Source organism: Arthrobacter sp. efr-133-TYG-118 (assembly GCF_030209755.1).
In the GTDB taxonomy this organism is placed as follows: domain Bacteria; phylum Actinomycetota; class Actinomycetes; order Actinomycetales; family Micrococcaceae; genus Arthrobacter.
In genome coordinates this window covers 25,923-38,726 of the sequence record NZ_JARVRH010000018.1, presented here as the reverse complement: position 1 = coordinate 38,726, position 12,804 = coordinate 25,923, and the positions used below count along the sequence as shown (strand labels likewise).

General features: G+C 63.6%; 11 protein-coding genes. 7 read left to right on the top strand and 4 right to left on the bottom strand.

Features of this window, described 5'->3' with window-relative positions:
* The first annotated feature begins 10 nt into the window (after positions 1–10).
* From QRN59_RS15180 to aroQ, 4 genes are all read left to right on the top strand, one after another.
* On the top strand, positions 11–970 hold the full coding sequence (locus QRN59_RS15180) for a carbohydrate ABC transporter permease (RefSeq protein ID WP_284983328.1): 960 nt from the start codon (positions 11–13) through the stop codon (positions 968–970).
* A gap of 51 nt (positions 971–1,021) precedes the next feature.
* On the top strand, positions 1,022–2,377 hold the full coding sequence (locus QRN59_RS15175; protein ID WP_284983327.1) for an ABC transporter substrate-binding protein: 1,356 nt from the start codon (positions 1,022–1,024) through the stop codon (positions 2,375–2,377).
* Between the two features lie 108 nt (positions 2,378–2,485).
* A complete protein-coding gene (locus QRN59_RS15170) occupies positions 2,486–4,690 on the top strand; it encodes an alpha-galactosidase (RefSeq protein ID WP_284983326.1) in 2,205 nt (734 codons plus the stop codon).
* An 81-nt stretch (positions 4,691–4,771) separates the two neighbouring features.
* Positions 4,772–5,236 carry a type II 3-dehydroquinate dehydratase gene (gene aroQ / locus QRN59_RS15165; RefSeq protein WP_284983325.1) on the top strand — a complete coding sequence of 155 codons (465 nt, stop codon included), beginning with the start codon at positions 4,772–4,774 and terminating at the stop codon, positions 5,234–5,236.
* A gap of 222 nt (positions 5,237–5,458) precedes the next feature.
* On the opposite strand, the gene QRN59_RS15160 is transcribed toward aroQ, so the two are convergent.
* Positions 5,459–6,643, bottom strand: coding sequence for a MarP family serine protease (locus tag QRN59_RS15160; protein ID WP_284983324.1), 1,185 nt, complete (start codon positions 6,641–6,643; stop codon positions 5,459–5,461).
* Positions 6,644–6,890: 247 nt separating this feature from the next.
* On the opposite strand from QRN59_RS15160, the gene QRN59_RS15155 reads away from it, so the two are divergent.
* A complete protein-coding gene (locus QRN59_RS15155; protein ID WP_011775987.1) occupies positions 6,891–7,568 on the top strand; it encodes a Crp/Fnr family transcriptional regulator in 678 nt (225 codons plus the stop codon).
* 83 nt (positions 7,569–7,651) lie between these two features.
* Here QRN59_RS15155 and QRN59_RS15150 read toward each other — a convergent pair whose 3' ends face one another.
* The 3 genes from QRN59_RS15150 to sp36 are packed head-to-tail and all read right to left on the bottom strand — an operon-like array spanning position 7,652 to position 9,275.
* Entirely contained in the window at positions 7,652–8,563 is a 912-nt protein-coding gene (locus tag QRN59_RS15150; RefSeq protein WP_284983323.1) for an NUDIX hydrolase, read from the bottom strand.
* A gap of 17 nt (positions 8,564–8,580) precedes the next feature.
* A complete protein-coding gene (locus tag QRN59_RS15145; RefSeq protein WP_284983322.1) occupies positions 8,581–9,117 on the bottom strand; it encodes a RidA family protein in 537 nt (178 codons plus the stop codon).
* Between the two features lie 2 nt (positions 9,118–9,119).
* Positions 9,120–9,275 (bottom strand): Sp36 family protein, encoded by a 156-nt coding sequence (gene sp36 / locus QRN59_RS15140; protein ID WP_009359196.1) that lies wholly within the window; start codon positions 9,273–9,275, stop codon positions 9,120–9,122.
* On the opposite strand from sp36, the gene QRN59_RS15135 reads away from it, so the two are divergent.
* Together QRN59_RS15135 and QRN59_RS15130 are read left to right on the top strand one after the other, a co-directional pair.
* A complete protein-coding gene (locus QRN59_RS15135; RefSeq protein WP_284983321.1) occupies positions 9,274–11,583 on the top strand; it encodes a transglycosylase domain-containing protein in 2,310 nt (769 codons plus the stop codon). The two genes, sp36 and QRN59_RS15135, sit on opposite strands and share 2 nt — an antisense overlap.
* Positions 11,576–12,538, top strand: a complete 963-nt coding sequence (locus tag QRN59_RS15130) for a metallophosphoesterase (RefSeq protein WP_284983320.1) — start codon at positions 11,576–11,578, stop codon at positions 12,536–12,538. The genes QRN59_RS15135 and QRN59_RS15130 overlap by 8 nt, the downstream gene beginning before the upstream one ends.
* Positions 12,539–12,804 lie beyond the last annotated feature (266 nt).

The following is a 12,804-nucleotide window of genomic DNA, read 5'->3' as shown; positions in this document are numbered from 1 at the left end:
AAACCCCGCCATGAGTACCTCCACCAATTCCCGCCGTTTGCGGGAGTCCGCCACCGCCGTCGTCGGCTCCCCGCAGTCGCGCCGCACGCGCACGAAACCCTTCAACTGGCGCCGCGCAGGCGCTTGGGTCCTCATAGTGATCGCCGTCGCGGTCACCCTCGCCCCGTTCCTCTGGATGCTCCGGACAGCATTGTCCAGCAACCATTCGCTCGCCTCGAACGCGGGCAACCTCCTTCCGGCGGACTTCAGCTGGGGCGCGTTCCAGCGAGTCTTCGGCTTGCAAAGCCCCGAGCAAGCAATCGCCGAAGGCGGTTCCGGCGCCGACATCAATTTCTGGCTCTACCTGCGAAACTCGATCATCTTCGCCACCATGACCACCGCCGGCCAGGTCTTCTTCAGCGCAATGGCCGCCTACGCCTTTTCCAGGCTGCGCTGGCCCGGCCGCAACAAGGTCTTCGCGATCTTCCTGGCCACCATGATGGTCCCGCCGATCTTCACAGCCCTGCCGAACTTCCTGATGATCAAGAACCTGGGCCTGCTCAACACCTTCGCCGGGCTGGCGCTGCCCTTCATGTTCATGACGCCGTTCGCCATCTTCTTCCTGCGCCAATTCTTCCTGAGCATGTCCCGCGAAGTGGAAGAGGCAGCCATGCTCGACGGCGCCAAACACCTCCGGATCTTCTTCCAGATCGTGATCCCCAATGCCGCAGCACCCTTGGCCACCCTGGCGCTGCTGACCTTCATCGGCCAGTGGAACGAGTACTTCTGGCCGCTCCTGGTGGGCCAGGACGAGAGTGTCCGCGTCCTCACCGTGGGCCTGGGCGTCTTCAAGTCACAGTCCCCGCAGGGTGCACCGGACTGGAGCGGACTCATGGCCGCCACCCTCGTGGCAGCGCTGCCCGTCCTGATCCTCTTCATCGCCTTCGGCAAGAAGGTGGTCAACTCCATCGGCTTCTCCGGCATCAAGTAAGTCATCCCCCAGCACCGCCCCGTTCTATCGCAACCCCCTGAAAGGTCCACCATGAAGAAATCCATTGGCACCGTCGCAGCTGCCGTCACCGTCGCTGTCGCGGCCGCGCTATCACTCTCCGCTTGTGGCGGCGGATCCGCCCCCGCCTCCAGCGAAGCCAAGGGCGAGATCAACTACTGGCTGTGGGACGCCAACCAGCTCCCGGCCTACCAGCAGTGCGCGAGTGACTTCACCAAGGCCAACCCGAATATCACGGTCAAAATCACCCAGCGCGGCTGGGACGACTACTGGACCACCCTGACCAACGGTTTCGTGTCCGGTACCGCCCCTGACGTCTTCACCGACCACCTGTCCAAGTACCCGGAGTTCGCTTCCAAGAAGCAGCTGCTGGCCCTCGACGACGCCGTAGCCAAGGACGGCGTCAAACTGGACAGCTACAACAAGGGCCTGGCCGATCTCTGGGTGGGCCAGGACGGCAAGCGCTACGGCCTCCCGAAGGACTGGGACACCATCAGCCTTTTCTACAACAAGGCCATGACCGACTCCGCCGGCATCACTGCCGAGCAGATGGCCAAGCTCGATTGGAACCCCAAGGACGGCGGCAGCTACGAAAAGACCATCGCCCACCTGACCGTGGACAAGAACGGCAAGCGCGGAGACGAAGCCGGCTTCGACAAGAACAACGTGGCCGTCTACGGCTTGGGCTTGGAGTCCTCCGGCTCCGGCCAGGGCCAGACCCAGTGGAGCTTCCTCGCAGCAACCACCGGCTGGACCGCTACCGACAAGAACCCGTGGGGCACCAAGTTCAACTACGACGACCCCAAGTTCCAGGAAACCATCGCCTGGTGGGCAGGGCTGGCGGACAAGGGCTACATGCCCAAACTTGAAACAACGGTAGGCGCCAGCGTGTCGGACAACTTCGGTGCAGGCAAGGCCGCGATCAACACCAGCGGCTCGTGGATGATCGGCCAGTACACCGGATACAAGGGTATTCAGACTGCCATCGCCCCCACGCCCGTCGGCCCCAGCGGTAAGCGCGCGTCAATGTTCAACGGCCTGGCCGACTCCATCTGGGCCGGCACCAAGAACCCCGCAGCAGCCACCAAGTGGGTCGAATACCTTGGTTCCTCAGCCTGCCAGGACGTCGTTGCCAACAAGGCAGTGGTGTTCCCCGCTATCTCCACTTCCGCGGATCTGGCTGCCAAGGCCTTCGCAGCCAAGGGTGTCGACGTCTCCGCCTTCACCCAGCAGGTCAAAGACGGCACCACGTTCCTCTTCCCCATCGCGGACAAGGCTGCAAAAGTTGACGGCATCATGAAGCCCGCAATGGACGCAGTACTCAGCGGCAAGAAGCCGGCCAGCTCCCTCTCCGATGCCAACAACCAAGTCAACAACCTCTTCAAGTAACACCAGCCCCTGAAACCAGTCCGGGCGCCGCCGCTTCACTCCTTTGACGGCGGCGCCCGGACTCTCCACTCCCTCGTAACGCGCCCCTCTCTGAAAGTGAACCAGCCCATGGACCCGCTCCACCTCCGTTCCGCCGGCACAAGCCTGGTGGTCAGTTTCGACAACGGAGAGGCCGAAGTCATCCACTGGGGTGCCGACCTCGGCAGCACCCTCCCGGACCTCGCCATCCTGGGCGAACCCATCCCGCACTCCGCCGTCGACGCCAACGTGCCGGCGACGCTCCTCCCTCAAGGTTCCTCCGCCTGGCAGGGCCGACCGGGCCTGCGCGGCCAGCGAATCGCCGACGGCGTCCCGGGACTGGACTTCTCGCTCCGGCTTCGCGTGGCGGACGTGCAGGCTGACGCCAGTTCCGCCGTCGCCTCTGCAGCGGCCGCCTCTGCAGTGATTGTCCAGAAAGATCCCGACGCCGGAATCACCGTGACGTCCAAGCTCACGCTTCATCCCGGCGGCCTTCTCGAACTGCGCCACACCGCCGTCAACGACGGTTCGTCCCCCTTCCAGCTCGACGAGCTGGCCACCGTCCTCCCGGTGGGGCCGGACGCCGTCGAACTCCTTGACCTCACCGGGCGCTGGTGCCGCGAACGCCACCCACAGCGCCGGACCGTCCAGCAAGGAACGTGGGTACGCACGGGACGCCACGGCCGCACGGGGCACGATTCCTCGCTGCTTTTCGCCGCAGGTACCGCCGGATTCGGCAACCGCCACGGGAAGGTCTGGGCCACCCACTTGGCTTGGAGCGGCAACCATGAACAATTCGCCGACACCGTGGCCGATGGCCGCACCATGATCGGCGGCTCTGAACTCCTGGGCCCGGCGGAAGTAGTGCTCCAACCTGGCGAGAGCTACACCACGCCTGCGCTGTTTGCCGCCTACTCGGACCACGGCCTGGACGGCATCAGCGAAGCCTTCTACAGCTGGTTCCGGTCCCGCCCGCATCACGTCCTTCCCGCGGCTTCCTCGGGGCTCCCCGCCGGCAAGCCCCGCCCGGTGGTCCTCAACACCTGGGAGGCCGTGTACTTCGACCACAGGCTGGACACCCTGATCGAGCTCGCGGAGTCCGCCGCGGAGCTGGGCGTGGAGCGCTTCGTGCTCGACGACGGCTGGTTCCGCGGGCGCCGCGACGACCATGCCGGCCTGGGCGATTGGTACGTCGACGAAACCCTTTGGCCCGATGGCCTGACGCCGCTCATCGAGGCCGTGAACTCCCATGGCATGGAATTCGGGCTCTGGGTGGAACCGGAAATGATCAACTTGGATTCGGACGTTGCCCGGGCGCACCCCGACTGGATCGTGGGCCCCGCGGCCCTCTCCCACAAGGACGGCGGCCGCCTCCCGCTGGAGTGGCGCCACCAGCACATCATCGACCTCGTCAACCCCGCGGCCTGGCAGTACGTCTTTGAACGGATCGACGCCCTGCTGGGGGAAAACAACATCAAATACCTCAAATGGGACCAGAACCGGGACCTCGGCGAGCACGGCCATGCAGGCCGCGCCTCCGTACATGCGCAAACCCTGGCCGCGTACCGGCTCTTCGACGAACTTCGCAAAGCCCACCCCGGCGTCGAAATAGAAAGCTGCTCTTCCGGTGGGGCCCGGGTGGACCTCGGCATCCTTGAGCGGACCGACAGGATCTGGGGATCGGACTGCAACGACGCCCTCGAAAGGCAGACCATCCAGCGCTGGACGGGCGTCGTGGTTCCACCGGAACTGGTGGGCGGGCACATCGGCCCCACCACCTCACACACCACGGCCCGAACACACGATCTCTCCTTCCGCGCCATCACCGCGTTGTTCGGGCATTTCGGCATGGAATGGGACGTCCGCCAGGTGCAGGACGCCGAACGCGAGGAGCTCAAGCGCTTCATCGGCCTGTACAAGGAGCACCGGGGGCTCATCCACAGCGGGCGGATGGTCCGTGCGGACGTTCCGGACGACTCGCTGATGCTGCACGGCGTGGTCTCCGACGACGGCGGGTCCGCACTGTTCGCCGTCGTCAGCACCCGGACATCGTTCGCCGAACAACCCGGGCGCGTCGCCATTCCGGGCCTCGATCCCCGGCGTTCCTACGCGGTGCAAGCCATTTTCCCGGCTCCCGGCGACGCCGATTACGCCCGCACGTTCACACAGGTGCAACCGCCGGCATGGCTGCCATCCGGAGCTGAAGTAAGCGGCCGCTTCCTTGCTGAGGTGGGGCTTCCTATGCCGGTCCTGAACCCTGAGCACGCGCTGCTCCTCCGCTTCACTGCGGTGTAGCTGCTGTTCGGCGTTTCTTACGCTGCCGTTGGCTGCGTAAGAAACGCCGGACCGTCGCCGCACACCGATAGATTGGGAGTCATGACTGAAGCTCCCATCGCCACCGAAGCCGGTCGCGGCACCATCCTCGTCCTCAATGGCCCCAACCTGAACCTGCTGGGCACGCGCGAACCGGAAAAGTACGGCACCTCCACTTTGGCCGACGTGGAACAGCTCGCCCTGGCAGCCGCCGAGGCCCACGGCTTCACAGTGGACTGCGTCCAGTCCAACCATGAGGGCGACCTCCTGGACGCCATTCACGGCGCACGCGGAACCGCCGTCGGGATCGTCATCAACGCGGGTGCGTACACGCACACTTCCGTGGCACTGCGGGACGCCCTTGCAGCGGTGCAGCTTCCCGCCGTCGAGGTCCACATCACCAATGTGCACCAGCGCGAGGAATTCCGGCACCACTCCTACCTGTCCCCAGTGTGCTCCGCGGTCATCGTCGGCGCAGGAGTCCAGGGCTACAAACTGGCCATCGACTACCTCGCCACCGCGGTCTAGATCCTCCGACTGAGCACGTTCCTGGGGACATGCTCATTCTTCGTGACCAGCGCTGGACATGTGCACCCCATCCCTGGGGACATGCTCATTCTTCGTGGCCAAGGCTGGACATGTGCACCCCATCCCTGGGGACATGCTCATTCTTCGTGACCAAGGCTGGACATAATCGCAATATGTCCAGTGCTCAGATCAAGCGCTGAGCATGTCCCTTGGTGGGCAGGGCTACTTCTTGGTGCACTGACCTGACGACACTGCCTCGCTCAGGGATGGTGCTTGCTGGGCCACTGGCGAGAGCTCGTCCATAGTCAGGGCGTAGCCCACGGCCACATCCGAAGTGGTCTTGGCGAAGACCACGCCGGCAACCTGCCCCTGGGTCGTCAGAAGCGGACCGCCCGAATTGCCGGGCTGCACGTCTCCGGCCAGTTTGTAGACCTGTTCCGGGGACGGGTTGTTGCCGTAAATGTCCGGCACCAGCAGGGTCGAGATGCCCTCCACCGCGGCCGGCTTGGACTGGAACGGACCACCGTGGGGGTAGCCGGCGAAGGCCGCGGGCGAACCGGCAGGAAGGTCGGCGCTCAGCTGCAGCGGCGCCGTCGGGAGACCGTCGACGGCGACCACGGCCAAGTCGCGTTGGCTGTCGAAGTAGACCACGCGACCAGGCAACGCACCGCCGTCGGGGATTTCAACTACAGGCTGCGACACGCCAGCCACGACGTGCGCGTTGGTCACCACGCGGCCAGGGGAGACCACGAAACCGGAGCCCGTCTGGTTTTGGCCGCACTGGTAGGCCGTGCCGGCAATCTTCAGTACGGAATGGGCCGCGTTGTTGAGTGCGGGAGTGTCCGTGCTGGTGTTCGGAATGGGCACAGGTGCAACGGGGCCGATGCCCTCGATGAGTTGCGGAATGCCGTTGCCCATGACCGTGGAACGCAGTTGCGCCACGCTGGCTTTGACGGGTGTGGGCGTCATGGTGTCGATGAAGCGGATCACCTTGGAATCGGCTAGCTGCTGCGAAACGAACGGCACGCCCAAGGAGCCGATGCTGAAAGCCAACATGGACATGACTAGTGCGGCAACAACCAAGCTGACGAAACCACCCAGCACGCGGTCAAGTGCGTGCAATGGCTGGATACGCACGGCTTTGCGGACCCGCTGGCCGATCCAGGTACCGAGCCCGTGCCCAAGGACAATGAGCACTACGGCCGAGCCGATGATGGCGGTAAGCCTCCAGCCACTGTCCTTCACCCAGTCGCCGACGAGCGGGACCGCGATAAAGGCAGCCACCGCTCCTACCGCGAAGCCCGCGATTCCGCCGAGCGTCACGAAGAAGCCGTTGCGCAGTCCGTAGATCAGGTAGGAAAGTAGCGTCAAAATCAACGCCAGGTCCAAGATGGTCAAGCCGAACACCAAAGCTCCTCACAGCCGAGTAAGCCCCAATTGTAGTTGCACAGACTGACAGCTTCCCTGCGGAAGCAAGCTGTCGCCCAGATCGCGAAGCAGCCGCCCTGCAGGGGATTCCCGGCCGGTTGGGGCACGGTTTTGGGCCCCTTCCGCGTGATTTAGGGCGTTTCGGCTGCCAAGTACGTCACAGACGCGACAAAATTCTGAAACAATGGCTGAAGCGCCCCAGCCGAACTTTTACTCAGGAGATTTCATGGATATCGAGGTATTGCGCCGCGCACCCCTCTTCGCCACACTTGACGACGACGCTTTCCGTCTGCTGACGGACGAACTCACAGAGGTGGACCTTTCACGCGGAGCGTCTGTTTTCCGCGAGGGGGATCAGGGTGACCAGCTCTACTTCATCGTGTCCGGCAAAGTTAAGCTCGGCCGCACCTCTCCGGATGGCCGCGAATCCCTCCTGGCCATCCTCGGCCCGGGCGAGCTCTTCGGCGAAATGGCCCTGTTCGACCCCAGCCCGCGCACCGCAACGGCCACGGCCGTTTCCGAGACCCGCCTGGCAGGCCTGAAGAACGAAAGCCTCAACGCCCTGCTGCGCACTCGCCCCGAGGTGTCCGCGCAGTTGCTCCAGGCACTCGCTCGCCGCCTGCGCCGCACCAACGATTCCCTGTCCGACCTCGTGTTCTCGGACGTCCCGGGCCGTGTCGCCAAGGCCCTTCTGGACCTCGCGGACCGCTTCGGCCGCCCCGCGACTGACGGCGTCCTGGTCGCCCACGAGCTCACGCAGGAAGAACTGGCCCAACTGGTCGGAGCCTCCCGTGAGACGGTGAACAAGGCCCTCGCCGAGTTCGTCCAGCGCGGCTGGCTGCGCCTCGAAGCCCGCGCAGTGGTCATCCTGGACATGCAGCGCCTCCGCCAGCGCTCCCGGTAATTTCTAGCGACACAGAAAATGCCTGGTGAAACCGGAATTCCGGTGTCACCAGGCATTTTTCGTGTCGCCGGCGTCGTAGGTCCTCAGCGCTCCCGCTGTGGCTCCCCTGAAACCGTCCGGGCCGCTTCGACTTCGAGCATGAGTGCGCCATCCTCTTCGATGAGCCGCGGCTGGTACATGTGCGGCTTCCGTTTGTAGCTGAGGTACGCAATACAGCCCTGGGCAGCGGCCATCTTCTCGAGGATGATCTCCGAGCCCGGCACCAACAACTGGCCCAATGGCAAGCCAACCGTGTTTTCCTGGCCGATTTCATCCCCAAGCGCAGTGGTCTCGCGCTCGGCCATGAGTTTGGAAACGCACACCCAACGCCCCCAGACACCCTTGCTGGCCAGCAGCGAGGGCTGTTGGTTAACCGGAAGGGTTGCCGCGAAGTAGCGGGTGTTGAAGCGCCGGTGCGCGAAGTCCGGGCTGAGCCAGTTGACGAGCGGCTTGAGCAGGTCCGTCCGCAGCGACAAGCCACGCTTGGCCAGGACATCCGTGAACGACTTGTCCTGCGCTGCTACAGCCTCGCGGGCCTTCATCCACTCGGGAGTGGATGTCGCCTCCACGGTGGAGGACAGGTCGGGGCCGGCCAGCAGCACGCCGGTTTCCTCGAACAGTTCGCGGATGGCGCCCACCACGTGGCGGCGGGCCAGTCCGACGTCGGCGGTCCCTAGCGTCTCAGCCCAATGCTGAGGCGAGGGGCCAAGCCAGCCGAGGGCGTCGTCGTCGGTGGGTTCCAGCGATCCGCCGGGAAACGCGGCGACGCCCAACGGCGAGGAACCGGGACGGTAACCCATCCACGTTTCCAAGCCGGTAGGCGAATCGCGGAGCAGGACAACAGATGATGCAAAACGCGCGGCGCGGGGGGCCCGTTCGCCGAGCTCAAGCCAGTTCCGTGCAGCCCCTTCTAGTTCAGGGGGTAACGCAAACAGGCGTCGGGCTAGTTGTGGCAATTGAGTGAACCGGTTCCTTAGCTGAATTCAGCGATCAACTCGACCTCGACGGGAGAGTCGAGCGGAAGAACTGCAACGCCGACGGCGGAACGCGCGTGCTGCCCTTTGTCGCCGAAGACACGCCCGAGGAGCTCGGATGCACCATTGATGACACCGGGCTGGCCGGTGAAGGAGGTATCGGAGGCCACGAAGCCGACGACCTTCACGATGCGCGTGATGCGGTCGAGGTCCCCGATGACGCTCTTGACGGCAGCCAAGGCATTGACAGCGCAGACGGCTGCATACATCTGCGCGTCTTCCGGAGACACCGTGGGCTCGTCCGAAAGGCCCTCTTCACCGCTGGAGACTTTGCCCGTAGCTTCGAGTTTGCCGTTAATGAAGGGCAGCTGTCCTGAGGTGTAGACGTGGTTGCCGGAGACGATGGCCGGAACATATGCGGCCACCGGAGCTGCAACAGCCGGCAGGGTCAGTCCCAGTTCGGCAAGGCGCTGCTCGACGGCGGATGCCGGAGCTGTGGAATCCGCGCCAACGCTGGCTTCTGCGGGGGTTGTCATTGTTACTGCTTCTCCCTCTTCAAGTATGCAACAAGTCCGTTTCCATCGGGTCCGGGGACAACCTGGACGAGCTCCCAGCCGTCCTCTCCCCACTGGTCCAGAATCTGCTTTGTGGCGTGAATGATGAGCGGAATCGTCGCGTACTCCCATTTGGTCATGAAAGAAAGACTAGCCCTTGCCGGTAAAGTGGTGAACATGGTGACTCGTAGGAACCCTCTATTCGACACTGCCACCACTCTTGGAAAGATCCTTGGATTCCTCGGTGTGAGCGCTATTTGTGGTGTCCTGGTGGCGGGCTTGCTTGTCCCCGCGGCCGCCGTTTCAGGCAGTGCGGCGAGTGGGTCCATTCAGTTCTTTGACACGCTGCCGGCGGAACTTACCGTGAACCCGCCCAGCCAGGCGACCACCATCCTGGCTGCGGACGGCAGCCAGATCGCCTCGATCTATTCCGAGAACCGCACTCGGGTTCCGCTCGACCAGATGAGCCCTTTCATCAAGGACGCGATCGTCGCGGTCGAGGACAGCCGCTTCTATGAGCACGGCGGCATCGACGCCACGGGCATCATGCGCGCCATCGTCAGCACAGCGCGTGGCCAAAAGCAGGGTGCTTCCACCATCACCCAGCAGTACGTGAACAACGTCATCAACGAGTCGCTCGTGTCCCAGGGCCAGTCGGCCGATGTCAAGCTCAATGGCGTCAACAAAGGCGTCGGCGACAAACTTCGCGAAATGAAGTTGGCCATCGCGCTGGAGAAGAAATTCTCCAAGCAGCAGATCCTTGAGGGTTACCTCAACATCGTCTTCTTCAACAAGGATGCCTACGGCATCGAAGCCGCCTCGAGACTCTTCTTCAGCACCAGCGCCAAGGACCTCACGTTGCCGCAGGCCGCTTTGCTGGCGGGCGTGGTCAACAGCCCGTCCTACTACGACCCGGTTGCGAACCCGGACCACGCGAAGCAGCGCCGCGACTTGGTCCTCGGCCTCATGCTGGACCAGGGCAAAATCAAGAAGGCTGACTACGACGCCGCCATCGCGACGCCGGTGACCACCAAGGTCACGCAGCCTCGCCAAGGTTGCCCCTATTCCCCCACGGCTGCGTATTTCTGCGACTACGTGCTGCATTTGCTCTACAACAACCCTGCGTACGGTGCGACGATCGACGATCGCGTCAATCGCGTCTCACGGGGCGGCCTCACCATCCAGACCACACTCGATCCGAAGGCCCAGGCTGTGGCCCAGGCCCAGGTTGACGCTTCCGCTGGCGCGAATCCGGACAAATGGGGCGCTTCCTTGGTTTCGGTTCAACCGGGCAGCGGCAAGATCATCTCCATGGCCCAAAACACCGTCTGGTTTCCCACTGCGGGGAAGTTCGATCAAACGCAGAACTTCAACGTCGACAAACTCGATGCGAACGGCAATGACCTTAATGGACTAGGCGGCTTCCAGCCAGGTTCCACCATGAAGCCCTTTACCTTCGCCGAATGGTTGAACGAGGGCAAGTCCATGAACACCGTGCTGGATGGCACCGTCCGGCGGTACGCGCCCGGATTCCCTTGGAAAAACACCTGTCCGACTCCAGTGACCGACTCATACGACAGCACCAACGGAACCCACGACCTTCAGAACGCCGAAGGCGGCTATTACAAGCCCATGACGGTGGTCGATGGTTTGGCCAACTCCATCAACACCATGACGTTTGCCACGGCTGCACGGGTTGACCTGTGCGGAATCCAGAAGATCGTCGACGCCGTCGGCATCCACAGCGGCCTCCCGGATGCCACCACCGGCGACCCGAACCCCAAGGTCAACATGACCCGCCTGTCCAACCTGATCGGCGCCACCCAGACTTCTCCCCTGACCATGGCCAGCGCCTTCGCCACCTTTGCCAACAATGGCAAGTACTGCGAGCCGATCGCCATCACTTCGGTCACCGACCAAACGGGTGCTAAGCTGCCGGCCCAGTCCACTAGCTGCAGGGATGCGGTCACCCCTGAGGTTGCTCACGGCGTTGCTTACGCGATGCAAGAGGTTCTGAACAAGGGTTCCGGCTCGCTGATCCAGCCGCGTATCTCCACCAAGACCACTTTCCCCGTCGCGGCCAAGACCGGCACGAATGACAGCAACAGTTCCACCTGGGTTGCCGGTTACACCTCCGGCCTCGCGACGGCCACATGGTTTGGGGATCCGCTGGGCAACCAGCAACGGCCTGGTCAAAATGTGACTATCAATGGAAAGTTCTACCAAGGTATTGACGGTTACATGATCGCCGGTCCGCAGTTCTCCAACTACATGACCCAGGTTGCACCTGCCTACGGCACCAACCCGTTCCCGGCCCCGCCGTCGAACCTGCTCGATCCGCCGGGGTACCGGACCTCGACACCAAGCAACTCCACTCCGAGCAATACGACGCCGAGCACCCAGCCGAGCAGCAACGGAAATAACAACGGGAAAAAGAACAATGGCTAACGGCGCCAAGCCCATCATTGAATCGCTGGCAAGCCGCGTCCGAAGCATCGGACGCGGCTTTGCCGTAGCTGCCGGTGCGGGCGCAACCGCTGGCGTTGCCGGCCTCGCTTATGGCCTCTGGGAAAAGAACCAGTTCGTGCTCCGGGAGGAGACCGTTCCCATCCTGCCCGAAGGCTCGGCTCCCCTCCGGATGCTGCATTTGAGCGACATCCATTTCGTCCCGAGCCAACGCAGGAAGGCCGAATGGCTGCGTTCGCTCGCGGCGCTTGAGCCTGACCTCGTGGTGAACACGGGTGACAATCTCAGCCACCCCCACGCCGTCGTTCCGCTGCTGGATGCATTGCGGCCACTGTTGAAGTTCCCGGGTGTCTTCGTGCCGGGCTCGAACGACTACTACGCCCCGCGTTTCAAGAACCCTGCAGCGTATTTGCGCGGCCCGTCGCGCGTCAAGAACAAACAGGTCGAGCTCGATTGGCCTCGGCTGCGTTCCGGTTTCGGGATGTCCGGCTGGATCGACCTCACCAACAGGCACCAGTCCTTGCCCATCAACGGGATCCGCTTCGATTTCTCCGGAGTGGACGACCCCCATCTGAATCGGGAGCGCTACGCTGGCTGGCCACGCGGCACCGCCGGACAGGACTCCCGCCCGCACCTTCGGGTCGCCGTCATCCACGCCCCCTACCAACGGGTCCTGGACCATTTCACGAACGACTCCGCAGACCTCATCCTCGCCGGACACACTCACGGCGGCCAGATCTGCATCCCGGGCTACGGTGCCTTGGTTGCCAATTGCGATCTCCCCACGTGGCGCGCCAAAGGCTTGCATGATTGGGAGAACAACGGACGCACGACGCCGGTCAACGTCTCCGGGGGCATCGGCACCTCACGCTTCGCCCCGGTCCGGATCGCGTGCAAGCCGGAAGCGGTGCTGCTGACGCTGACGGCCCGCCAATAGCCCGCGCCACCAATGAGCATGCGCCTCGCTCGGCGCCAAGGATGGGCATAACCAACCCGCCCCACCGAGCATGCGCCTCCCACCGCGCCAAGGATGGGCATAACCACCCCGCCCCAATGAGCATGTCCATCCCACCGTGCCAAGGATGGGCATAACAGCAATATGTCCATCCTTGGCTACCAAAGCTGGGCATGTCCGGGGGAAGGGTAGTTCCGAATACCTCGTATCACGCAACGCAATGGTGCTGTGAATCCTGTTACGCGATG